The 21,377-nt window shown below is 73.2% G+C and carries 19 protein-coding genes and 1 tRNA gene; 10 read left to right on the forward strand and 10 right to left on the reverse strand.

The window, feature by feature from the left end:
• Positions 1-135: 135 nt before the first annotated feature.
• Positions 136-212: transfer RNA gene (locus tag ACH9D3_RS09025), tRNA-Pro, on the reverse strand.
• 275 nt (positions 213-487) lie between these two features.
• On the opposite strand from ACH9D3_RS09025, the gene ACH9D3_RS09030 reads away from it, so the two are divergent.
• The 3 genes from ACH9D3_RS09030 (at position 488) to ACH9D3_RS09040 (ending at position 4,422) form a co-directional block, all read left to right on the forward strand.
• The gene (locus ACH9D3_RS09030; protein ID WP_396410676.1) at positions 488-1,765 is read left to right on the forward strand and encodes an FAD-dependent oxidoreductase; all 1,278 of its coding nucleotides are present in this window, start codon (positions 488-490) and stop codon (positions 1,763-1,765) included.
• Positions 1,766-2,097: 332 nt separating this feature from the next.
• A complete protein-coding gene (locus tag ACH9D3_RS09035; RefSeq protein ID WP_396410677.1) occupies positions 2,098-3,552 on the forward strand; it encodes a M20/M25/M40 family metallo-hydrolase in 1,455 nt (484 codons plus the stop codon).
• A gap of 150 nt (positions 3,553-3,702) precedes the next feature.
• Positions 3,703-4,422: an HAD-IA family hydrolase gene (locus ACH9D3_RS09040; RefSeq protein WP_396410678.1), complete on the forward strand. Its 720-nt coding sequence runs from the start codon at positions 3,703-3,705 to the stop codon at positions 4,420-4,422.
• Between the two features lie 24 nt (positions 4,423-4,446).
• Here the strand turns inward: ACH9D3_RS09040 and ACH9D3_RS09045 are convergent, their stop codons facing one another.
• From ACH9D3_RS09045 to ACH9D3_RS09060, 4 genes are all read right to left on the reverse strand, one after another.
• Positions 4,447-5,454, reverse strand: coding sequence for a zinc-binding dehydrogenase (locus ACH9D3_RS09045; RefSeq protein ID WP_396410679.1), 1,008 nt, complete (start codon positions 5,452-5,454; stop codon positions 4,447-4,449).
• A 43-nt stretch (positions 5,455-5,497) separates the two neighbouring features.
• A complete protein-coding gene (locus ACH9D3_RS09050) occupies positions 5,498-5,920 on the reverse strand; it encodes an organic hydroperoxide resistance protein (RefSeq protein ID WP_396410680.1) in 423 nt (140 codons plus the stop codon).
• A 5-nt stretch (positions 5,921-5,925) separates the two neighbouring features.
• Positions 5,926-6,408 (reverse strand): MarR family transcriptional regulator, encoded by a 483-nt coding sequence (locus tag ACH9D3_RS09055; RefSeq protein ID WP_396410681.1) that lies wholly within the window; start codon positions 6,406-6,408, stop codon positions 5,926-5,928.
• Positions 6,409-6,474: 66 nt separating this feature from the next.
• The gene (locus tag ACH9D3_RS09060) at positions 6,475-9,324 is read right to left on the reverse strand and encodes an FAD-linked oxidase C-terminal domain-containing protein (protein WP_396410682.1); all 2,850 of its coding nucleotides are present in this window, start codon (positions 9,322-9,324) and stop codon (positions 6,475-6,477) included.
• A 184-nt stretch (positions 9,325-9,508) separates the two neighbouring features.
• Between ACH9D3_RS09060 and ACH9D3_RS09065 the strand changes: the two genes are divergently transcribed.
• The 3 genes from ACH9D3_RS09065 to ACH9D3_RS09075 all read left to right on the forward strand — a co-directional run bounded on the left by ACH9D3_RS09065 (position 9,509) and on the right by ACH9D3_RS09075 (position 11,286).
• Positions 9,509-9,667 (forward strand): hypothetical protein, encoded by a 159-nt coding sequence (locus tag ACH9D3_RS09065; RefSeq protein WP_396401060.1) that lies wholly within the window; start codon positions 9,509-9,511, stop codon positions 9,665-9,667.
• On the forward strand, positions 9,664-10,236 hold the full coding sequence (locus ACH9D3_RS09070) for an alpha/beta hydrolase (RefSeq protein WP_396410683.1): 573 nt from the start codon (positions 9,664-9,666) through the stop codon (positions 10,234-10,236). Before ACH9D3_RS09065 ends, ACH9D3_RS09070 begins: the two co-directional genes overlap by 4 nt.
• Before the next feature lie 270 nt (positions 10,237-10,506).
• A complete protein-coding gene (locus tag ACH9D3_RS09075; protein WP_396410684.1) occupies positions 10,507-11,286 on the forward strand; it encodes a TIGR04086 family membrane protein in 780 nt (259 codons plus the stop codon).
• A gap of 155 nt (positions 11,287-11,441) precedes the next feature.
• Here ACH9D3_RS09075 and ACH9D3_RS09080 read toward each other — a convergent pair whose 3' ends face one another.
• Both ACH9D3_RS09080 and ACH9D3_RS09085 read right to left on the reverse strand, forming a co-directional pair.
• Positions 11,442-12,365: a metallophosphoesterase gene (locus ACH9D3_RS09080; RefSeq protein WP_396410685.1), complete on the reverse strand. Its 924-nt coding sequence runs from the start codon at positions 12,363-12,365 to the stop codon at positions 11,442-11,444.
• Between the two features lie 13 nt (positions 12,366-12,378).
• Positions 12,379-14,535, reverse strand: coding sequence for a transglycosylase domain-containing protein (locus ACH9D3_RS09085; RefSeq protein WP_396410686.1), 2,157 nt, complete (start codon positions 14,533-14,535; stop codon positions 12,379-12,381).
• A 91-nt stretch (positions 14,536-14,626) separates the two neighbouring features.
• Between ACH9D3_RS09085 and ACH9D3_RS09090 the strand changes: the two genes are divergently transcribed.
• Genes ACH9D3_RS09090 through ACH9D3_RS09100 form a run of 3 tightly spaced genes read left to right on the forward strand, consistent with a single transcriptional unit; the run spans position 14,627 to position 16,255 of the window.
• A complete protein-coding gene (locus ACH9D3_RS09090) occupies positions 14,627-14,821 on the forward strand; it encodes a hypothetical protein (RefSeq protein WP_047801917.1) in 195 nt (64 codons plus the stop codon).
• 38 nt (positions 14,822-14,859) lie between these two features.
• A complete protein-coding gene (locus ACH9D3_RS09095; protein WP_396410687.1) occupies positions 14,860-15,345 on the forward strand; it encodes a RidA family protein in 486 nt (161 codons plus the stop codon).
• Positions 15,329-16,255, forward strand: coding sequence for an NUDIX hydrolase (locus ACH9D3_RS09100; protein ID WP_396410688.1), 927 nt, complete (start codon positions 15,329-15,331; stop codon positions 16,253-16,255). The genes ACH9D3_RS09095 and ACH9D3_RS09100 overlap by 17 nt, the downstream gene beginning before the upstream one ends.
• Positions 16,256-16,358: 103 nt before the next feature.
• Here the strand turns inward: ACH9D3_RS09100 and ACH9D3_RS09105 are convergent, their stop codons facing one another.
• On the reverse strand, positions 16,359-17,036 hold the full coding sequence (locus ACH9D3_RS09105) for a Crp/Fnr family transcriptional regulator (RefSeq protein WP_017832519.1): 678 nt from the start codon (positions 17,034-17,036) through the stop codon (positions 16,359-16,361).
• Positions 17,037-17,363: 327 nt separating this feature from the next.
• Here ACH9D3_RS09105 and ACH9D3_RS09110 point away from each other — a divergent pair, with 327 nt between their 5' ends.
• Positions 17,364-18,527 carry a MarP family serine protease gene (locus tag ACH9D3_RS09110; protein ID WP_396410689.1) on the forward strand — a complete coding sequence of 388 codons (1,164 nt, stop codon included), beginning with the start codon at positions 17,364-17,366 and terminating at the stop codon, positions 18,525-18,527.
• 4 nt (positions 18,528-18,531) lie between these two features.
• On the opposite strand, the gene aroQ is transcribed toward ACH9D3_RS09110, so the two are convergent.
• Together aroQ and acs are read right to left on the reverse strand one after the other, a co-directional pair.
• Positions 18,532-18,981: a type II 3-dehydroquinate dehydratase gene (aroQ, locus tag ACH9D3_RS09115; RefSeq protein ID WP_396400835.1), complete on the reverse strand. Its 450-nt coding sequence runs from the start codon at positions 18,979-18,981 to the stop codon at positions 18,532-18,534.
• A gap of 194 nt (positions 18,982-19,175) precedes the next feature.
• Entirely contained in the window at positions 19,176-21,125 is a 1,950-nt protein-coding gene (acs, locus tag ACH9D3_RS09120) for an acetate--CoA ligase (protein WP_396410690.1), read from the reverse strand.
• Between the last annotated feature and the right edge of the window lie 252 nt (positions 21,126-21,377).

Consider the following 21,377-nt stretch of genomic DNA (forward strand, 5'->3'; position numbering starts at 1 on the left):
ATTCATGATTTTGCGTCTTTGTGGGTGGAGGTCGTCGCTTCTTGCGGGGACAGAGGGAGTAGTCCGATGTCGTGGCACGCAGAAGGCCCCGGACCGAGTCGGTCCGGGGCCTTGCCGATGTCCTGGGACATCAGGTGGTCGGGATGACAGGATTTGAACCTGCGACCTCGTCGTCCCGAACGACGCGCGCTACCAAGCTGCGCCACATCCCGCGAAGCGACCGGCCTCGGCCGGACACAACTGCTCCATCATAGCCATCCGGCTGCGTGCGTGGGAAATCGGCGGCGGCACCCAGGGCGGGAGCCTCGCCGGAAGCCCCGCCGCGTCGCCCCGGTGACGGCGGACCGGGACGCCCGGGTGGCGCTCAGCGTGCGTTGCTAACGTGACCGGATCGTTTTCCGACCACGAACTCGCCTGCTGCCCGGGCAGGCGCCTGCGGAGGTTCTGATGGCCACGATCCGGCACCACAGCACCCTGGAGCGGCAGCATGACCACTGAGGTCGATCCTCCCGGCGCCGACCCCGACCGCGTGCGCCTGTACGGCGTGCACACCACTCCGGACGGGTACGCGCTGCGCGACTTCCTGTCCCGGAGCACCGTCGCGTTCGAGTGGATCGATCTCTCGCACGACGACCAGGCCCGCCGGGACTCCGGTGTCGACGGCCTCGACGATCCCCGCCTGCCCGTCTGCGTCCTCGCGGACGGGACCCGGCTCGAGCGGGCGACCGTACAGAGCGTCGCGAAGCACCTCGACCTGCTCACCACCGCGCGCTCCCGGGAGTACGACCTCTCGATCTACGGAGCCGGCCCGGCGGGCCTCAGCGCCGCGGTGGCCGCCGCCTCCGAGGGGCTGCGCACGGTCGTGGTCGAGCGCGAGGCCGTCGGCGGCCAGGCCGGCGCCAGCTCGCTCATCGAGAACTTCCCCGGCTTCCCCGGCGGGATCAGCGGCGCGGATCTTGCCGAGCGTGCCCGCCAGCAGGCCGCGTCCTTCGGCGCCGAGATCCTGCTCGTCCGCGAGGGCGTCGAGGCGGAGTTCCACGACGGCCGCATCGACGTCCGGCTCGCGGACGGCGGCCGGGTGCGCGCCCGGGCCAACCTGTGCGCCACCGGGGTGGAGTACCGCCGCCTGGGCATCGCCGGGGAGGAGCGCTACCTGGGAGCGGGTCTCTACTACGGCGCGGCGCTGTCCGAGGCGGCCCTGTGCGCGGACGAGCACGTCTACGTGGTGGGCGGGGGGAACTCCGCGGGCCAGGCCGCGCGGCACCTGGCCGCGTACGCCGCCCACGTCACCCTCCTGGTCCGCGGTGAGCGCCCGGCCGCGTCCATGTCCGAGTACCTGCTCTCCCGGCTCCGGGCGACCCCCAACGTCACCATTGCCACCCGCCGGCAGGTCGTGGGGCTCTCCGGTGCGGCCTGCCTGGAGCGGATCGTCGTGCGCGACGGTTCCACCGGCCGGGAGCGGACCGAGCCCACGGGCCGGATGTTCGTGCTCATCGGCGGGGAGCCCAACACCGAGTGGGCCCGTGACCTCGGGATCATCCGCGACCCCGGCGGGTATCTCGTCACCGGGCCCGACCTGCTGGACGCCGGGCGCCCGCCGGCGGTCTGGGACCTCGACCGTGATCCGTTCTATCTCGAGACCAGCATCCCCGGTTCGTTCGCCGCCGGCGACGTCCGCCACGGATCCGTGAAGCGGGTGGCCTCCGCCGTCGGGGAAGGCAGCATGGCCATCCAGTTCGTGCACCGCCACCTGGAGTCGCTGTGACGCACCCCGGTCGAGCCCTCGGCGGCCAACGGACGGCCCCGACACCCCAGGGCGCTGTCATCCCGCCCCCGACAGCTCGCGCCGCGGGCCGGGCCATGCGCTCTGCCACAATCCGCACGGTCATTGTGTCGCTGACCGGAAGCTGAAAATCTGTGCATATCGCTCCATCAGCTCGATGAAGTCCTGTCCTGGTCGAGCCCCCGATCGGCCCCTGCCTCGGGAGGAACCATGCGCCACCGCACCCATCATCCCTGGCCCGTGACCTCCGCAGCCGCGCTCACGGCAGTGCGCTCCGATGCCGTGAGCAGCACTGCGAAGCCGACCGTGCCGGAGTGGTCGCGGTGAGCGCGGCGGCCGTTCCTCCGGAGCAGGTGCTGGAGCACCTCGAGGTATTCCAAGCCATCGCGAACGCCAACAGCGGCAACCGTGCCTCGGGCACGTCCGGCTACCGGGCCAGCGTCGACTACGTGCTCGGCAGGCTGCGGGCCGCCGGCTACGCCCCGTGGGTCCAGGACTTCTCCTTCCCCTTCTTTCTGGAGCTCAGCCCGGCCACGGTTAGCGCAGGCGGCACGCAGCTCCCCGCGGAGGACGTTGCGGTCATGTCCTACTCCGGCTCCGGCACCGTGACCGCTCCGGTGCAGGCCGTGGGCACGACGGGGGAGCCGGGCGCCGGCACCAGCGGGTGCGAGGCCGAGGACTTCGACGGGTTCCGGACCGGCAACGTGGCCCTGCTCCGGCGAGGCACGTGCGCCTTCGCGGTGAAGGCCGCGAACGCGCAGGCCGCCGGGGCGTCCGCCGTCCTGATCGTCAACACGGGCCTGCCCGGGCAGGAGGGCGTCCTCGCCGGCACCCTCGGCGGACCGGGTGCGGTGACCATCCCCGTGGTCGGCCTCAGCTACGCGGCCGGCACGGCGCTGCTGGGCGGGGGCGAGGTCACCGTCACCACCGAGACCATCTCCGAGAGCCGAGAGACCACCAACGTCCTGGTCGAGACCGGCACGGGCGACCCGGAGCGCACGGTCATGGTGGGCGCGCACCTGGACAGCGTGCCGGAGGGACCCGGGATCAACGACAACGCCTCCGGCTCCGCGGGCATCCTCGCCATCGCCGAGGCGCTCGCGGGGACGCCGACCGAGAACAACGTCCGCTTCGCATGGTGGGGTGCGGAGGAGCTGGGGCTCCGCGGATCCCAGCACTACGTCGACGATCTCAAGGCCAATGATCCTGCGGCGCTGGAGGCCATCGCGCTGTACCTCAACTTCGACATGATCGCGTCCCCGAACCACGGCCGCTTCGTCTACGACGGCGACGCGTCGGCGTTCGGCCCGGAGGACGGCTCGGTGCCCGCCCCGGCAGGGTCGGCCGCGATCGAGGCGGCCTTCCACGAGCACTTCGGCTCCGTGGGACTGGCCTCGGGCGAGACCGAGTTCAGCGGCCGCAGCGACTACGGGCCGTTCATCGCGGAAGGCGTGCCCGCCGGCGGGCTGTTCACCGGCGCCGAGGGGATCAAGACGGTGGAGCAGGCCGCACTGTTCGGCGGACGGGCCGGCGTCGGCTACGACTTCTGCTACCACGGGTCCTGCGACGACCTCAGCAACGTCGACGTCCGGGCGCTGGACGAGATGACCGACGCGGCCTCCGCCGTGGTCCTGCGCTTCGCCAACTCCACCTTGGACCTCGAGGAGGACGGCCGGCAGCTGCGCAGCGTCGTGGCGCCCGTTCCGGCCGCGACCGTCGACCAGGGGCACGGCCCGAGCAACGCCGCCGAGGAGAAACAGGTGTCGTGAGCGGGCGGCGGCTCCGGCCCCCGTGCCGGAGCCGCACACCTCCGCACGGACCTGGTCGCCGTGGGGCGATCGGCGCGGCCACCGCCCTCGTGCCGCGCCGGAGCCGGCGGCGATTGAGCGGATCCCCTCGACGGTGCGAAGCTGGGACCCATGACCTCCACCGGATCCGAGAAGTCCTCCGCCGACACCCGCCGCACCCGCCGCGGTGTCCTGTTCGACGTCGACGGCACCCTCATCGACTCGAGCTACCTGCACACCGTCGCCTGGTGGCACGCCTTCAACCAGGCCGGCCACGACGTCCCCATGCACCGCATCCACCGGCTCATCGGCATGGGTTCGGAGCAGCTGATCGACGAGCTGCTGCCCGCCGACCGGGACAAGGACGCGGACGCCGCCATCGGGGACGCCCACGGGGCCCTGTTCTCCGTGCACTGGCCCGGGCTCACGCCCACCCGGGGTGCCGCGGAGCTGCTGCGCCGCTGCGCCGACGCGGGCCTCGTGGTGGTGCTGGCGTCGTCGTCGAACGCCACCGAGGTGGCCGCGATGCGGGAGACCCTCGGCTCCGACGACCTGCTGACGGCGGTCACCACCGCCACGGACGCCGAGCAGAGCAAGCCCGCCCCGGACATCTTCGCCGCGGCCCTGGAGGCCGGGGACCTGCGCCCGGAGGACGCGATCGTGGTGGGGGACGCCCGCTGGGACGTCGAGTCCGCGTGGAAGCTGGGGCTCGACGCCGTGTGCCTGACGAGTGGGGGGATCAGCGGGGCGGAGCTGCGCGAGGCCGGGGCCGTGGCCGTCTACGCGGACCCGCAGGCCCTGCTGGACGACTTCGAGAACAGCCCCCTGGGCCGGCTCGCCGCGGACGGCTGAGCCGGCCCGGAGCCGGAGACCGGCTCAGAGGCGGACGACGATCTTGCCGGTGTTCGCCCCGGCGAGCAGGTCGATGAACGCCTGCGGGGCGTCGTCGAGCCCCTCGCGCACGGTCTCGTCCCACTCGATCTCGCCGTCCGCCAGCCAGCCGGCCATCTTCTCGCGGAACTCCGGCCCCAGGTCCTGGTGGCCGCTGACGAGGAAGCCGTGCAGGCTCAGCTCCTTGCCGATCGCCAGCGCCAGGTTGCGCGGCGCCGCCGGCGGCTCGGTCGCGTTGTACTGCGAGATCGCCCCGCACAGGCACACGCGGCCGTGGGGGTTCAGCGAGGAGATCGCGGCCTCCAGGTGCTCGCCGCCCACGTTGTCGAAGTACACGTCGATCCCCTCGGGGGCCGCCCGCCGCAGCTGGGGGAGCACCGGGCCGTCGTGGTAGTCGAAGGCGGCGTCGAAGCCGAGCTCCAGCAGGCGGGCGACCTTCTCCGGGGACCCGGCGCTGCCCACGACGCGGGCGGCGCCGCTGAGCCGCGCGATCTGCCCCACGAGCGAGCCCACGGCCCCGGCGGCGCCCGAGACGAAGACCGTGTCCCCGGGCCGGAAGCGCGCCGCCGCCATGAGACCGGCGTACGCGGTGAGCCCCGGCATGCCGAGCACCCCCAGGTAGGCGGACTCCGGGGCCCGCGCGGGATCCACCACGGTGGCCGAGGCGGCGTCGATCAGCGCGTGCTCGCGCCAGCCGGCCCCGTGCAGCACGGTGGCGCCCACCGGCAGCCCGGGAGCGGACGAGGCGACGACCTCGCCCACCGCGCCGCCGTCGAGCGGCTGGTCCACCTGGAACGGCGGGACGTAGGACTTCACGTCGTTCATCCGCCCGCGCATGTACGGGTCCACGGACATCCAATGGTTGGCGACCACGACCTGTCCGGGGCCGGGCTCGGGCAGCTCGGTCTCCTCGAGCCGGAAGTTCTCGGGTGTGGGGGCGCCCTGTGGGCGGGACGCCAGGACGATCCGGCGGGTGCGGGTGGGGTGGCTCATGCGGTGCTCCAAGTCGGTGGGTGGTGCGGGGGTGTCCGGGACGTCAGTCCTCGACGACGTCCACGCGGACGTCGATGTTGCCGCGGGTGGCGTTCGAGTACGGGCAGACCTCGTGGGCCTTGTCGGCCAGGGACTGCGCGGTGGCCCGGTCGAGGTCCGGGACCACGACCTCCAGGACGACCTCGAGACCGAAGCCGCCCGCGCCGTTGCCGCCGATGCCCACGCGGGCGCCGACGCTGGAGTCGCCGAGTGCGAGCTTCTCCTGCCGGGCCACCATCTGCAGGGCGGAGTGGAAGCACGCGGCGTAGCCGGCGGCGAAGAGCTGCTCGGGGTTGGTGCCGTCGCCAGAGCCGCCCATCTCCTGCGGGACGGCCAGTCCCAGGTCGATCCGGCCGTCGGTGGTGCGGGCGCGGCCGTTGCGGCCGGAGCCGGTGGCGAGGGCCTCGGCGGTGTAGACGGTCTCCATGGGTCTCACTCCTGGGTCGTGGTGTCGGTGGTGGTGTCGGTCGTGGTGGTGCTCGTGACGCCCTCGTCGGCGGGGGCGCCGATCCTCCGGGCCAGCCGGTGCAGGGTCTGCATCTCGGCGGCGGTCAGTCCCGAGGCCTCCAGGACGCGCCGCTGCACGGCCGGGGCGCGCTCGCGCAGCCGGTCGCCGGCCTCCGTGAGGTGCACGGTGACCCGCCGCTCGTCGCCGTGGCCCCGGCGGCGCTCCAGCAGCCCGCCGGTCTCCATCCGCCTGAGCAGGGGGGAGAGCGTGCCGCTGTCCAGGCGCAGGCGGGAGCCGAGCGCCGACACCGTCGGTCCGTCCTCCTCCCACAGCGCGAGCAGGGCGAGGTACTGCGGATAGGTCAGGCCGAGCTCCGCGAGGGGCTCGCGGTAGGCCGCCGTGGTGGCGCGGGAGGCGGCGTAGAGCGCGAAGCACAGCTGCGCGTCGAGCCGGAGGTCTGCGTCCATGCCCTCATCCTGGCACGCCGATCAGTTGTGCGCAACTCAGTTGTACACAACTAAAACGCCGGACGTTCAGCGGGTCGCTTCCTCCAGGTGCTCGAGCACGTGCCGGTACGGGTGGCCCGTGGCCTCCGTCATGCCCTGCTCGCAGGTGCGGTTCAGCGACGCGTAGGCGTCGAAGCGGCGCTCGTTGACCTCCCGGGCCTCCGCCGCGGTGGCCGAGGCCGTGAGCTCGGGGTGCAGCATGCCGCGGTCCCCGGCGTAGGCGCAGCAGCCCCAGGCCGCCGGCACCACGACGTCGTCGCTGACCGCGCGGGCGATCGTCTCGAGGGCGCCCGTGATCCCCAGGTGCACGCCCGAGCAGGTGGGATGCAGCGCCATCGACCCGATCGGCCGGCGCACGGTCAGCCGCCCCAGCACGCGGTCGGCCACGAACTCGACCGAGTCCACGAACCGCAGTGCGTGGTACGCGCTGGAGGCCGCCGCCAGGTCCGACATGGTCTCCAGGCCCTCGGTGCAGGACGCGGCGTCGCAGACGACCGGCAGCTCGCCCTGCCGGGTCGCCTCCCACAGGGCCGCGAGCGTGCGCTCGGACATCGTCGCGTACCCGGTGGGCAGGCCCTTCGACTTCCAGGGCGTGCCGCAGCACAGGCCGCCGATGCCCTCGGGGACGGTGACGGGCACCCCGGCGCGGTCGCACAGCGCCAAGAAGGACTCGGAGGCGGTCAGGCCCCGGCCGTCCCCGGGGCGCGCGGCCGTGCCGAACATGGAGTTGATGCACGCGGGAAAGAACACGGCCTCCGCGGCCGCGTCACGCCGCCGGGGCCGGGGCGGACCGCCCGCGGGCAGCGCGTCCTTGTACTGCGGGACGTGCTCGGCGCCCAGGACCGCCCGGGCCGCTGCGGTCGCCGCGCCCGGCAGGGCGGCGGGCAGGGCCTTCGCTGCGGTGAGGCCCAGGCCGGCCCCCGTCGTCGTCGCCCCCCACGCCTTCGCGGCGGCGCCCCAGCCGGCGTCCGCGACCCGGTGGTGGTCCTCGGCGCGCAACCGGCGCACGAGGTCTCCGGTGTTGATGAGCACCGGGCAGGCCGTCACGCACATCCCGTCCACGGCGCACGTCTGCAGGCCCTCGTAGTCGTACTCGGCGCGGAGCCGGGCCGCGAGCGGCGCATCCCCGCGCTCCTCGGCGGCCGCGATCTCCCGGCGGCCCACGATCCGCTGCCGGGGCGTGAGGGTGAGGTCCTGGGACGGGCACACCGGCTCGCAGTAGCCGCACTCCACGCAGCGGTCCACCTCCTCCTCGACCGTGGGCGCCGTCTTGAGGTCCCGCACGTACACCGTGGGGTCCTCGTTGAGCAGCACGCCCGGGTTCAGCAGCCCACCCGGGTCGACGAGCCGCTTGAGCGCCACCATGACGTCGTAGAGCTCGTCGCCGTACTGCCGGCGCACGAACGGGGCCATGTTGCGGCCCGTGCCGTGCTCGGCCTTGAGGGAGCCGTGGTGGTCGAGGACCAGGGCGACCATGTCCTCGGTGAAGCGCTCGTAGCGGGCCAGCAGGTCCGGGCGGTCGAACTGCTCGTTGAGCATGAAGTGGACGTTGCCGTCCTTGGCGTGCCCGAAGATCACGGAGTCCCGGTAGCCGTGGGCGTCGAAGAGCGCGGTGAGCTGCTCGCACGTCTCGCCGAGCTCCGCGACGGGGACGACGACGTCCTCGAGCAGCGCGTTGGACCCGCTCGGCCTGGCCCCCGCCACGGTGGTGTAGAGACCCTTGCGCACGGTCCACAGCGCGGCGCGGGCTCCGGGGTCGTCCGTCAGGGCGGCGGGCGCGGCCAGGTCCAGGGTCCGGAACAGCTCGGAGGCCCCCGCGGAGAGCTCCCGCTCCTCCTCGAGGGTCCGGCCCTGGTACTCGACGAGCAGCGCCGCGTGCTCGCGGACGTCGACGTCCAGGATCTGCGCCGGGGCCAGGCCCGTGCGCTGGGAGACCCGCAGGGACGTGGCGTCGAGCAGCTCGACCGTGGCCGAGCGGGCGGCGACCAGCGCGGGGACGGTCCGGGTGGCCGCGGCCAGGTCCGGGAACACCAGCAGCCCGGTGGAGACGAACGGGAGGATCTCCACCGTCCGGAAGACCGCCTCCGCCACGAAGCCCAGGGTGCCCTCGCTGCCGATCAGCAGGTGCTCCAGGATCCGGGCCGGCTCGTCGTGGTCCAGGAAGGAGTTGAGGCCGTAGCCCATGGTGTTCTTCATCGCGAACTGCTGCTCGATCGTGCGCACCGACCCCGGGTCGCCGCGCACCCGGTCCCGCAGCCGCAGCAGGCCCTCGTGCAGGGCCGGCTCGAGCTCCCGCAGCCGCCGGTCGGCGTCCGGCGCCGCGGTGTCCACCTGCGTCCCGGAGGGCAGCACGAACACCATGGACTCGAGCGTGCGGTAGGTGTTGGTCTCCGTGCCGCACGCCATGCCGGAGGAGTTGTTCGCCACCACGCCGCCGATCGTGCACGCCGCCTCGCTCGCGGGGTCCGGGCCCAGCTTGTGCCCGTACGGCGCCAGCCGCGCGTTGACCTGCCGCACCGTGGCCCCCGGCTGGACCCGGACCCGCCGACCGCCGTCCAGCACCTGCACGTCCCGGAAGTTGCGGCGGACGTCCACCAGCACCTGGTCCGTGACGGCCTGCCCGGACAGCGACGTCCCGCCGGCGCGGAAGGTCAGGCCCAGCCCGTGCCGCGCCACGGCGCGGAAGAGGTTGCCCATGTCCGCGGACGAGCGCGGGCGCACCACGGCGGCGGGCTGCAGCAGGTAGTGGGAGGCGTCGTGGGCCAGGGCGCGGTGCTCGAGCTCGGAGGTCACCACCGCGTCGTGGCCGCACCACGTCCGGAGGTCCTCCAGCAGGGCGCCGGGATCGGGGGAGCGGCGGGCGGCGGGGGCGGTCATGGGGTCTCCTCCCGGGAGTCGGGGCGACCGGTGTGGTCCGTGCCACATCCTAGGCCGACAGGGCGGGGGCCGCGCGCCCGTCGCCCCCCGGTCCGTGCGGGGGAGTTGTGGGCGGGGCCGTTTTGCGGGAAGCTCGGGCCACGGGCTCCCGGGCCCGCGAGCCGAGCCTCTGGAGGAGACCACCATGGACCCCATCTGCCCGTCCTGCGGCGGACCCCTGCGCCAGATCCCCGAGGACCAGTGGCCCGAGGGCGGGCCGGTGCCCGAGGGCACGGAGGAGATGTACCTCTGCGAGAAGACCAACCACCGGATCATCGTGGCGGTCCCCGAGATCTCCGCGTGAACGACCCGGGGCCCGCCGTCCGCCGGGTCGTGGTGGTGCACGGCTACGACGCCGCCCCCGACCAGCACTGGTTCCCCTGGCTGCGGGAGCGGCTCACCGCCGACGGCGTCCGGACGGACGTCGTGGAGCTGCCGGAGCCGTCCTTCCCGGAGGCCGGCGCGTGGCGGGCCGCGGTGGCGCGGGCGGTCGGCGAGCCGGACCGGCACACCCACCTGGTGGCGCACAGCCTGGGCTGCGTGACCCTCCTGCGCCACCTCGCCGGTCTGCCGCAGCCCTGGACGCTGGGCGGGCTGGTGCTCGTGGCGGGCTTCACGGGGCCGCTCGGGAGCGTGCCGCTCCTCGACGGGTTCCTCGCCGAGGACGTGGACGTCTCCGCGGTGCGCGCCAACGCCCGGCGCCGGCTGGTGCTGCGCTCGGACGACGACCCGACCGTGCCGGCCGCCGCCACCGAGGCGCTCGCCGAGCGCCTCGGCGCGCCGGTGCAGGTGGTGCCCGGGGCCGGGCACTTCTGCGGCTCCGACGGCGTCACACGACTGCCCGCCGTGCTCGACGCCCTCGTCCCGCGCTGAGCGCGGCCGGAGGGCCCGCTCCCTCTGCCGGGCAGGACTCGCTCCACGGGAATTATAAGCGTACTGTTAATTGCGTCGGCATCTGCGGTGCACCGCGCCGCACCGGGCACCACCCCGGCCCCGTCGGCCCGCCGTCGAGGCGCTGACCGTTCGTCCGGGGGTGCACCACCACCCGGCCCCTGCAGCCACGCCGAGCAGGTCAGACGTCCGCAACGAACTTCGCCGCGCGTCCTCCGACCGACCGCGGAACACCCTGACCGAGGAGTCACCATGTCCAACAGCATCCCGGCCGACCGCACCACGGCCCCCGCCACCACCACGGGCCCCGCCGCGTCCTCCACCCCCGACACGTCCCCGAGCCACTCCTACGAGTCCTCCAAGCCGCCCTGGAAGGAGACCGCCCTGGGCGACGACCGGTCCGACCACCCCCGCAACATCTCCTGGGGTGCGGTCATCGCGGGCGTGGTGACGTTCCTGGCCCTGACCATCCTGCTGTCGCTGATCACCGCGGCCCTGGGCCTGGGCATGGCCGACCTCAACTCGGCCAACCCCGGGGAGGGGGTCGGCATCGCCACCGGCATCTCCTCGATCGTGACCCTGGTGATCGCCCTGGCCGCCGGCGGCTACGTCGCCGGAGCGCTGGCTGCCCGTGGGGGCCTGATCCACGGGTTCCTCACCTGGGCCACCTCGTTGCTGGCCGCCGTGGTGCTGGCCGGCCTCCTGGTCGGCAACATCCTCGGTGCAGCCGGCAACGTGCTCGGCTCCGCGGCCTCCTCGGTGACCAGCGGCGTGGCGCAGAACCCCGACCAGGCGGCCTCCGCCGTCCCGGACGTGAACGCGCAAGAGGCGCAGGAGGAGGCCGGCCAGGCGGTGCAGGAGGCCACTCCCGAGGCCGCGCAGGCCGCGGACACCGCCTCCTCCGGCGCCGTCTGGACCTTCGTGGGCCTGCTGCTCGGCGCGATCGTGGCGTCGCTGACCGGCCTGTTCGGTGCTCGCTCGGTGACCCGCAGCCGCACGGAGGAGCACGACGTCCGCTCCGCCCGTAGCTGATCCGGCGCCTGCGCCGCGGTGGGCCTCCCGGCTGACCGCAGCGCGGCACGACACAGGGCTCCCGCTCCGTACCCCGGAGCGGGAGCCCTGTGTTCGTGTGCCCTCGGGTGCCGCCCGGAATCCCCTGACCTCGGACGAGGGCTCGGGGCGCGCCCCTAGTCGGTGAGCGTCAAGAGCACGGCCTCCGGCGGGCAGAACAGCCGGATGGGCGCGAAGCGCGAGGTGCCCAGGCCCGCCGAGACGTTGACCGGCACGCCGCCCTGGGTGATCAGCCCCTGGCAGCGCTCGGGCTCGAGGTCGCAGTTGCTGACCAGCGCCCTGCCGCCCGGCAGGCAGACCTGCCCGCCGTGGGTGTGGCCCGCCAGCACCAGCTGCGCGCCGTCCGCGGCGAACCGGTCCAGGGTCCGCAGATAGGGGGCGTGGGCCACCCCGAGGCGCAGGTCCGCCGTCGCCGGGTCGCCGAAGCCCGGGTGCCGGTCGTAGCCCAGGTGCGGGTCGTCCACCCCGGAGAGGTCCAGGGTCAGGCCGGCGACCTCCATCCGGGCGGCACGGTTGATCAGCGGTGTCCAGCCGGCGGCGTCGAACGCCTCGTGCATGGCCCGGGTGGGCAGCCGGGGGGCCGCGTCCCGGCCCTCCCCGGAGGTGTCCCGCCAGAGGTAGCGGAACGGGTTCTTGGGCCGCGGCGCGAAGTAGCAGTTGGACCCCGGGACGTAGGCGCCGGGGAAGCGGAGCAGCGGCTCCAGGATCTCGAGCAGCCACGGCAGCGCCTCGGGGTGGGAGAGGTTGTCCCCGGTGTCCACCACGAGGTCCGGCTCCAGGGCCGCGAGCGAGTGCACGAACTCCCGCACCGCGCGCTGGCCCGGCCACACGTGCAGGTCCGACAGGTGCAGGATCCGCAGCGGCGCGCTGCCCGGGGGGAGCAGCCGGAGCCGCTCCGTGCGCAGCTGGAAGCGGCGGCGTTCGACGACGACGCCCCACGCCGCGAGGCCCGCCGCCGCTCCGGCGCCGGCGGCCGTGACGGCGGCCGCGGTCCGCAGCACGGGCGCGGCGGCGTCCCGGGCGGTGTGCAGGAGGTCCATCCCGGCGCCGGGCTCAGCCGGGCCGCGAGGAGCCGTTGCGGCCCTCGAGCACGCGCTCGGAGGGCTCCTCGAACTCGCCCGTGTCGTAGTCGGGGGCCACCTCGCGCATGAACCGCTGCCACTGGCCGCCGGCGTAGGTGGAACCGTCCACCCAGTCGTCGCCCTGGGTGCGCTCGCCGCCGATGGACAGCCCGTTCAGGGACCGGGAGCCGAACTCGTAGTTGCCGACCCACGACGCGGTGGACAGGCCCTCGGTGTAGCCGACCATCCAGGTCTGGGTCGAGTTGTCCGTGGTGCCCGTCTTGGCCGCGGACGCGCCCGGCAGGCCGATCTCCCGCTGCCAGCCCGAACCGCGGATCAGGGTCTGGTTGAGGGCGTAGTTCACGCCGTCGGCCACGTCCTCGCTGATGACCCGCTCGCAGGACGTCCCGGGGATGTCGTACTCCTTCCCGGTGTAGTCCACGACCCGCTCGAGGGCGCGCGGCTCGCACATCTCCCCGCGGTTGGCGAACGCGGAGTAGGCGCGGGCCATGGTCATGGGCGAGATGTCCACGGAGCCGCCCAGCAGGGCCGACAGGACCGTGGTGTCCACGGGCTCGCCGTTCTTGCCGTTGACGATGCCCAGCGACTCGGAGATGTCCCCGATGTCGCACAGGTCGAGATCCTCCGCCATCGCGTAGATCGCGGTGTTGATCGAGTTGTACAGGCCGAAGTCGGCCTCCATCTCCCGGGTGTAGCCGGACTCGGCGTTCTCGATCTCGAAGCCCTCGCCGTCGCTGCCGGGCTCGATCTTGTACCCGCGGTCGAGGCAGGACGCGTCCCACCGGTAGTCGGCCGGCCAGCTGGTCCGGCTGGCGTCGATCGTGTCCTCCGCGCCGTTGCCGTCCTCGATCCAGGCGGCGTACGTCAGCGGCTTGTACGTCGAGCCGACCTGGAAGCCGCCGGCCCCGCCCATCCACGAGTCCACGTTGAAGTTGTACGTGGTGTTGGAGGTGCCCTCGGCCGTGGAGTAGTAGGTGTTCTGCGCCATCGCCACGATGTCCCCGTTGGTGGGCTCGAGGGACACGAGCGCGGTCGAGACGTTGTCCGGGTTCTCGTCCCGCGGCTGGGTCTCGTTGACCGACTCCTCGGCCGCGCGCTGGGCGTCGACGTCGAGGGTGGTGGTGATGGTGAGCCCGCCGAGCTGCAGCGTCTTGAGCCTCTCCTCGGGCGTCTCGCCGAACGCCGAGTCCTGGAGGATGGAGTTCTCCACGTAGTCGCAGAAGTAGGGGGCGATCTCGGCCGCCGAGCAGCCGGAGTTCGTCGGGTTCACGTCCAGCTCGATGGGCTCGGACGCCGCGGCCGCGTGCTCCTCCTCGGTGATGGCCCCGGTGGTGAGCATCGTGTCCAGCACGATGTTGCGCCGCTCGGTGGCCGCCTCCGGGTTCGCCGCGGGGTCGTAGTAGTTGGGGGACTGCACCATCCCGGCCAGCACCGCGGACTGGGAGATGCTCAGCTCGGCGGCGGGGATGCCCCAGTAGTACTGGGCGGCGGCCTCCACGCCGTAGTTCTGCCCGCCGAAGAGCACCATGTTGAGGTAGCCCTCCAGGATCTCGTCCTTGCTCAGCTCCTGCTCCATGGACAGGGCGAGCTTGATCTCCTTGATCTTGTCCGCGTAGCCCTTGTCCGCGCCGATGGTGGTGGCCTCCTCGCCGGACCGCACCTGGGAGTCGATGAGCAGGTTGTTCACGTACTGCTGCGTGATCGTCGACGCGCCCTGGCGGGCGTCCGGGCGGATGATGTTGTTGCCCATGGCACGGATGATGCCGCCGAGGTCCACGCCGCCGTGCTCGTAGAAGTCGCGGTCCTCGATGGCGAGGATCGCCGCCTCCATGTGGGGGGACATCTCGTCGAGGGACACGGGGGTGCGGTTCTGCGCGTAGAACGAGGCGATCTCGGTCCCGTCCCGGGCCACCACCGTGGACGCGCGCGACATCGGACCGGCCTCCATCTGGGCCGGGAGGTCCTTGAACCACGCGATGGAGGCGTTGGCGGCGAGGCCCGTGGCGGCTGCGGGGGGGACCAGGAGACCGGCGGCCACGATGCCGGCAACGAGGCTCGTGGCGATGAACGCCACGACGTTGCCCAGGGCCGACGGTGCCTGCGCGGCAGGGTACTTGCGGGAAGCCATTCGGACAGTCTACAAGCGCGAACCCTGCGGAAGCCTGAGTGCGGCCCGTCACGGCGGAGCGCGTCCCGCCGTTCGTCGCTACGCTGGGGCCATGACTACCTGGGAATACGCCACCGTGCCGCTGATGATCCACGCGACCAAGCAGATCCTCGACAACTGGGGCGACGACGGGTGGGAGCTCGTCACCGTGCTGCCCGGATCCACCCCCGCCGACGTCCCGGCCGGCAACATGACCGCCCCCGTCCAGACCAACCCCATCGCCTACTTCAAGCGCCCCAAGGGCTGACGCCCGCACACCACGCCCCGAGAACCCGGAGGACCTCCATGAGCAACGGATCCGTCGTCGAAACCCGCATCGCCGAGCTCGGCCTCGCGCTCCCGGCCGTCGCCGCCCCCGTGGCCGCCTACGTGCCCGCCGTCGTCACCGGCTCCTGGGTGCACACCTCGGGGCAGCTGCCCTTCGTGGACGGGCAGCTGCCCGCCACCGGCAAGGTGTCCGCGTCCGGGACGGCCGGAACCGTCTCCCCGGAGGACGCCCACGAGCTCGCGGCCCGAGCCGCCCTCAACGCCGTGGCCGCCGTCAAGGAGGCCGTCGGCGACCTGGACCGGGTGGTGCGCGTGGTCAAGGTCGTGGGCTTCGTCGCCTCCGACCCGGACTTCACCGGCCAGCCCGGCGTGGTCAACGGCGCGTCCGAGCTGCTGGGCCGCATCTTCGGCGACGCCGGGGTGCACGCCCGCTCCGCGGTGGGCGTCGCGGTCCTGCCGCTCGACTCGCCGGTCGAGGTGGAGCTCGTTGCCGAGTTCCACTGAGCCTCCGGCCGCCGCACCGCGGCCGCCCCGCCGTCCGGCGGTGCGGTACTTCGAGATCCCCGAGCGCCAGCGCGGAGCCGCGCAGGCGTGGCTCGAGCGGGGCGCCGGCATCCCGGGCAGCTCGCCCACGCCCGCGGCCGCGGTGGTGTTCGTGCGGGACGGCGACCACGGCGTCGAGACCTACCTCAGCTACCGGCCCGGCAACTCCCCGCTCGGCACCGTCGGCTTCCCCGGCGGCACCCTCGAGGCCCACGACGACGAACCCCTCGACTGGGCCGGTCCCAGTCCGGCGGAGTGGGCGCGCAAGCTCGGCACCGAGGGCAACCTCGGCCGGGCGCGGCGCGCCGTCGTCGCGGCCGTGCGCGAGGCGTTCGAGGAGACCGGCGTCCTGCTGGCCGGGGCGGACGCCATGAGCACCGTCGAGTCCGTCGAGGGCGCCGAGTGGATGAGCTCCCGGGAGGCGCTCGCCGTCGGGGACGTGTCCCTCGCGCAGGTCCTGGGCCGCCGCCGCCTCGCCCTGCGCTCCGACCTGCTCAAGCCGCTCGCGCACTGGGTCACCTCGGACTTCGCCCACCGCCGCTACGACATCCACTACTTCACCGCGGTGGTCCCCGACGGGCAGGTCGCCTCCGTGCTGGAGTCGAAGGGGAGCTGGGGACGGTGGGTGGACGCCGCGCAGGCCGTCGCCGATCCGGCGGGCAGCTGGCTCGGGGACCTCGTGGGGAAGGAGGACACCGTGGGCCGCACGATCGACGACCTCTCCTCTCCCGGCGTCCAGTGCATGCTCGAGTCGGTCGCCGAGTGCTCGTCGGCGATCACCTTCCTCGCCAAGAAGCGTGCCGTCGTGGCCCGCAACCCGGTGCTCGAGGTGCACGAGGGCCGGCCCCTGCTGCGCCTCGATCTCACCTGACCCCCGGGCACGACCCGGCCCACGGCGTCCGCCGGCCCCGGCGCGGCACGACGACGGCCCGGTCACCCGCGAGGGCGACCGGGCCGTTCGCGGCGCTCCGGGATCAGCGGCTGCGCTGCTTGAGGCGCTGCAGGTCCAGGATCACCACGGCGCGGGCCTCGAGCCGGATCCAGCCGCGCTGGACGAACTCCGCCAGGGCCTTGTTCACCGTCTCGCGGGAGGCGCCGACCAGCTGCGCCAGCTCCTCCTGGGTCAGCTCGTGCGCCACCAGGATGCCGTCCGTGGCGGGCCGGCCGAACCGGTCGGCGAGGTCCAGGAGCGCCTTGGCGACGCGGCCGGGCACGTCGGAGAAGACCAGGTCGGCCAGGCTCTCGTTGGTGCGCCGCAGCCGGCGGGCCAGGGCCTGCAGCAGCTGCGCGGAGACGTCGGGGGAGCGCTCGATGACCTTCTTGAGGTTCTCGTGCTTGAGCCCGGCCAGGCGCGTCTCGGACACGGCGGTCGCGGACGTGGACCGCGGGCTCGGGTCGAACAGCGCCATTTCGCCGAACAGCTCGCCCGGGCCCATGATCGCCACGAGGCTCTCGCGGCCGTCCGGGGCGGTGCGGCCGAGCTTGATCTTGCCCGAGATGATGAAGTAGAGCTGGTCGCCCGGATCGCCCTCGTGGAAGAGCGTGGAGCCGCGCGAGAGGTCGACCTCGGTGAGCTCCTCGGTGAGGGCGGCGAACGCCTGGTCGTCCAGGGACGCGAACAGGGGAGCGCGGCGGAGGACGTCGATATCCATGGTTCTCCTCAGGGTTTCGCCGCCGTCGGGCCGTGGCCCGCGGCGGCCGATGTGAGCGGGAGCCGCCCGCACCAGTGTGTGAGCGACCTAACGTACCTGACGTTCACTGTAGTGTCTCCGCCGCGCGATTCCCAAGGACGGGTGTGGCGGGCCCCGGGGCGGCGCCGGGGGCCACGGCAGTGGGAACGGCGGAGGCAACGACAGAGGCAACGACAGAGGGACCGGAAGAGGGGCGACGGGGGCGCTCCACGGATCTCCCAGCCGCGCTCCCTATGCTGGTGGCTCGCTCCCCGGCCGCCGGCCCCACAGAACTCGCAGAGGAACCCGATGTCTCCGTCCTTCAACCTGCTCGACGCCCTGCTGGTCGTGGTGCTGCTGGGCTACCTCTTCTACGGGTTCAGCCGGGGCTTCTTCAACTCCCTGTTCTCGCTGGCCGGGCTCGTGGTCGGCGGCGTGGCGGCGTTCTCGACCGCGCCGTGGGTCAGCGCGCAGGTGGACCCCCAGTACCGGGTGGGCGCCGTGCTCGCCACGGTGCTCGTCCTCCTCATCGCGGGCCAGATGCTCGGCGGACTCGTGGGCCGGGCCCTGTCCGCGGTGACCGAGCGGATGCGCCTGGGGGCGCTCAACCGGATCGCCGGGGCCGCCCTGGACGTCGCCGTCGCCGCGCTCGTGCTCTCGCTGCTCGGCTCGCTCGTCGGCCAGCTGGGCATCCCGGCCGTGTCCCAGCAGGTGGCGTCCTCCGCCGTGCTGCGCACGATCGACGAGCACACCCCCGGACCGGTGCGCGAGGCGGTGACCGAGGCGAGGGAGGCCGTGGGCGGGGCCACCGGAATGCCGCAGCTGGACGCCCTCCTGTTCCCCGCCCAGGAGGCCCCGGCCGAGGGCGCCGACACGCCGGCGCTGCAGCAGGCCGGGCGGTCCGTGGTGCAGGTCTACGGGACGGCGGCGGAGTGCCGCCAGAACCAGACGGGCTCGGGCTTCGTGACCGGCGCCGGCCAAGTGGTGACCAACGCCCACGTGGTCGCCGGGGTGGGCGAGCCCGTGGTGCAGACCCGCGACGGACAGGTGCACTCCGCCGACGTGGTCCACTACGACCCGGCCACGGACCTCGCCGTCCTCTCCGCGCCCTCCCTGCCCCTGGACGCCCTGGCGCTCGGGGAGGACCCGGCGTCCGGGGACCCGGTCACGTTCATGGGCTACCCGCTGGGCGGGCCGTTCGCCGCCGGGCCCGCCACCGTGCAGGGCACCGCACTCGCGCCCGTGCCGGGGACGGGCCGAACCATGGAGATCATCCAGCTGGCCGGGGAGGTCCAGCAGGGCAACTCCGGCGGACCGCTGCTGGCCCAGGACGGCTCCGTCGTCGGGGTGGTCTTCGCCAAGGCTCTCGAGGGCCAGGTCGGCTACGCCCTCACCCTGGACGAGCTGCGCGGTGCGCTGGACACCACCGCCGGCAGCACCCGCGCCGTGGGCTCCGGCGTCTGCGCGGCCTGAGGGGCTATCCCGCCAGGGTCCGCAGGAGGTGCTCGACCGCCAGCTCGTAGCCGAAGGCGCCCGCACCCGCGATGACCGCGTCGGCCTGCAGGGAGACGTAGGACGTGTGCCGGAACGCCTCGCGCCGGTGCACATTGGACAGGTGCACCTCGACCACGGGCAGCTCCGCCGCCTCGAGCGCGTCGTGGATCGCGATCGAGTAGTGGGTGAGCGCGGCGGGGTTGATGATGATCGCCGCGCCCTCCGTGCGGGCCTCCTGGATCCTGTCCACCACGTCGCCCTCGTGGTTGGACTGGTGGAACTCGACGTCCCACCCGCCCGCGGCCGCCCGGGCGCGCACCGCCTTCTCGATGTCCGCGAGCGTCGTGGTGCCGTACACCTCCGGGCGCCGGGTGCCGAGCAGGTTGAGGTTGGGTCCGTTGAGGACGTAGATCGGTCTGCGCTGGGTGGTCATGGCCGCATCCTCTCATCCGGGCTCCCACCGGGACAGGCCGGTGCCGTGGCGGGCCGCCACGGGCGGGCCGCTGCGGGGCGGACCGGTGCGACAGGCCGGTGCCGGGGCGGGCCGGTCCGGCACCGGACCGGACGCCGCAGCGCCCCCNCCCCTCGCGCGGCAGGTGCGAGGGGGCGCTGCGGGGACGGGGCGGACTACTTGGCGAGCGAGTCCACGATCTGCTGCATCACCGTCTGGTCCGCGAGGGTCGAGACGTCGCCGACCTCCCGGTCCTCCGCCACGTCCTTGAGCAGCCGGCGCATGATCTTCCCGGAACGGGTCTTGGGCAGCTCGGGGACGATCAGCACCTTCTTGGGCTTGGCGATCGGGGAGATCTCCTTGCCCACGTGGGAGCGCATCTCCTCGGCCAGCTCCGCCTTGTCCCGGCCCTCGGCGTCGGCCTGGTCGGAGAGGATGACGAAGGCGATGACGGCCTGGCCGGTGGTCTCGTCCGTGGCGCCCACGACCGCGGCCTCCGCGACCGACGGGTGGGAGACGAGGGCGGACTCGATCTCCGGGGTGGAGAGGCGGTGGCCGGAGACGTTCATGACGTCGTCGACGCGGCCCAGGATCCAGACGTCCCCGTCGGCGTCGCGCTTGGCGCCGTCGCCGGCGAAGTACATCTCGCCGAAGCGGGACCAGTAGGTGTCCACGTAGCGGTCGTCGTCGCCCCAGATGGTGCGCAGCATCGCGGGCCACGGCTCGCGCAGCACGAGGAAGCCCGAGGTCTCGTTCGGCACGGACTGACCGTTGTCGTCCACGACGTCGACCTTGATGCCGGGCATCGGCACCTGCGCCGAGCCGGGCTTGGCGACCGTCACGCCGGGCAGCTGGGAGATCATGATGGCGCCGGTCTCCGTCTGCCACCACGTGTCGACGATCGGGCAGCGGCCGCCGCCGATGACCCGGTGGAACCACGTCCACGCCTCGGGGTTGATGGCCTCGCCCACGGTGCCGAGCACCCGCAGGGACGAGAGGTCGTACTCCGCCGGGATGTCCTCGCCCCACTTCATCATGGTGCGGATCGCGGTGGGGGAGGTGTACATGATGGTCACCCCGTACTTCTGCACGATCTCCCAGAAGCGGCCGCGGTGCGGGGAGTCCGGGGTCCCCTCGTAGATCACCTGGGTGGAGCCGTTGACCAGGGGCGCGTAGGCGACGTAGGAGTGCCCGGTGACCCACCCGACGTCGGCGGTGCACCAGTAGACGTCCGACTCCGGCTTGAGGTCGAAGACGTTCTTGTGGGTGAACGCCCCCTGGGTGAGGTAGCCGCCCGTGGTGTGCATGATGCCCTTGGGCTTGCCGGTGGTCCCCGAGGTGTAGAGGACGAACAGCGGGTCCTCGGCGTTCTGCTCGGACGGGGTGTGCTCCGCGGAGGCCGCTTCCACGGCATCGTGCCACCACACGTCGCGGCCCTCGGTCATCTCGATGTCGGCCTCGTTGCGGCGGACCACGAGCACGTGCTCCACGGTGGAGCCGCCGCGGGAGAGGGCGTCGTCGACGGCCGGCTTGAGCATGGAGGGCTTGCCGCGGCGGAAGGTCCCGTCCGCGGTGACCACGAGCTTCGCCTCGCCGTCCTCCACGCGGGAGCGGAGGGCGTCCGCGGAGAAGCCGCCGAAGACCACCGAGTGGATCGCGCCGATCCGGGCGCAGGCCAGCATCGCGATGACCGCCTCGGCGATCATCGGCAGGTAGAGGGCCACGCGGTCGCCCTTGGTCACGCCGAGGCTCTCCATCGCGTTGGCGGCCCGGGAGACCTCGTCCTTGAGCTGGGCGTAGGTGATGCTGCGGCTGTCGCCGGGCTCGCCCTCGAAGTGGATGGCCACCCGGTCGCCGTTGCCGGCCTCCACGTGCCGGTCCACGGCGTTGTAGCAGGCGTTGAGGGTGCCGTCCTGGAACCACTTGGCGAACGGGGGGTTGGACCAGTCGAGGACCTCGGTGAACTCCTTGTCCCACGTCAGCAGCTCACGGGCCTGGCGGGCCCAGAAGTCCGTGCCCTCCTCCTCCGCCTGCTGGTAGAGCTCGGCGGTGGCGTTGGCCTGGGCCGCGAACTCGGGACTCGGGGCGAAGGCGTTGTTCTCGGCGGACGTGGTCTCTGAAGCCATGTGGTCTTCCCTTCTCGTGGCACACCGCGCACGGGCCCCCGGCGGCACCGGACGCCCGTGGCACAGCTCACATAGTGTCTTTTTCACCCTAGACGATCGGTGCACCCGGTTCCACAGGGGCCACGCCGCGCCCGGGCGCGGCGGCCGTGCCGGGGCGGACGTCCCGCGGCGCCCCCCTAGAATCGGGGCATGGTCGTCCCCGCCGTGCCCCGCCCGCCCGCCCACCTGCGCGCCGTGGACCCCGCGAAGGCG

The sequence above is a fragment of the Kocuria kalidii genome, from assembly GCF_044462225.1.
GTDB classification, from domain to species: domain Bacteria; phylum Actinomycetota; class Actinomycetes; order Actinomycetales; family Micrococcaceae; genus Kocuria; species Kocuria kalidii.

What these genes read in the sequence shown, in the direction of transcription:
- ACH9D3_RS09055 (WP_396410681.1), bottom strand. Translation starts at nt 6,408, where the DNA reads ATGGACGCAGACCTCCGGCTCGACGCGCAGCTGTGCTTCGCGCTCTAC.
- ACH9D3_RS09080 (WP_396410685.1), bottom strand. Translation starts at nt 12,365, where the DNA reads ATGGACCTCCTGCACACCGCCCGGGACGCCGCCGCGCCCGTGCTGCGG.
- ACH9D3_RS09060 (WP_396410682.1), bottom strand. Translation starts at nt 9,324, where the DNA reads ATGACCGCCCCCGCCGCCCGCCGCTCCCCCGATCCCGGCGCCCTGCTG.
- ACH9D3_RS09095 (WP_396410687.1), top strand. Translation starts at nt 14,860, where the DNA reads ATGAGCAACGGATCCGTCGTCGAAACCCGCATCGCCGAGCTCGGCCTC.
- aroQ (WP_396400835.1), bottom strand. Translation starts at nt 18,981, where the DNA reads ATGACCACCCAGCGCAGACCGATCTACGTCCTCAACGGACCCAACCTC.
- ACH9D3_RS09040 (WP_396410678.1), top strand. Translation starts at nt 3,703, where the DNA reads ATGACCTCCACCGGATCCGAGAAGTCCTCCGCCGACACCCGCCGCACC.
- ACH9D3_RS09065 (WP_396401060.1), top strand. Translation starts at nt 9,509, where the DNA reads ATGGACCCCATCTGCCCGTCCTGCGGCGGACCCCTGCGCCAGATCCCC.
- ACH9D3_RS09110 (WP_396410689.1), top strand. Translation starts at nt 17,364, where the DNA reads ATGTCTCCGTCCTTCAACCTGCTCGACGCCCTGCTGGTCGTGGTGCTG.
- acs (WP_396410690.1), bottom strand. Translation starts at nt 21,125, where the DNA reads ATGGCTTCAGAGACCACGTCCGCCGAGAACAACGCCTTCGCCCCGAGT.
- ACH9D3_RS09045 (WP_396410679.1), bottom strand. Translation starts at nt 5,454, where the DNA reads ATGAGCCACCCCACCCGCACCCGCCGGATCGTCCTGGCGTCCCGCCCA.
- ACH9D3_RS09105 (WP_017832519.1), bottom strand. Translation starts at nt 17,036, where the DNA reads ATGGATATCGACGTCCTCCGCCGCGCTCCCCTGTTCGCGTCCCTGGAC.
- ACH9D3_RS09030 (WP_396410676.1), top strand. Translation starts at nt 488, where the DNA reads ATGACCACTGAGGTCGATCCTCCCGGCGCCGACCCCGACCGCGTGCGC.
- ACH9D3_RS09085 (WP_396410686.1), bottom strand. Translation starts at nt 14,535, where the DNA reads ATGGCTTCCCGCAAGTACCCTGCCGCGCAGGCACCGTCGGCCCTGGGC.
- ACH9D3_RS09090 (WP_047801917.1), top strand. Translation starts at nt 14,627, where the DNA reads ATGACTACCTGGGAATACGCCACCGTGCCGCTGATGATCCACGCGACC.
- ACH9D3_RS09050 (WP_396410680.1), bottom strand. Translation starts at nt 5,920, where the DNA reads ATGGAGACCGTCTACACCGCCGAGGCCCTCGCCACCGGCTCCGGCCGC.
- ACH9D3_RS09075 (WP_396410684.1), top strand. Translation starts at nt 10,507, where the DNA reads ATGTCCAACAGCATCCCGGCCGACCGCACCACGGCCCCCGCCACCACC.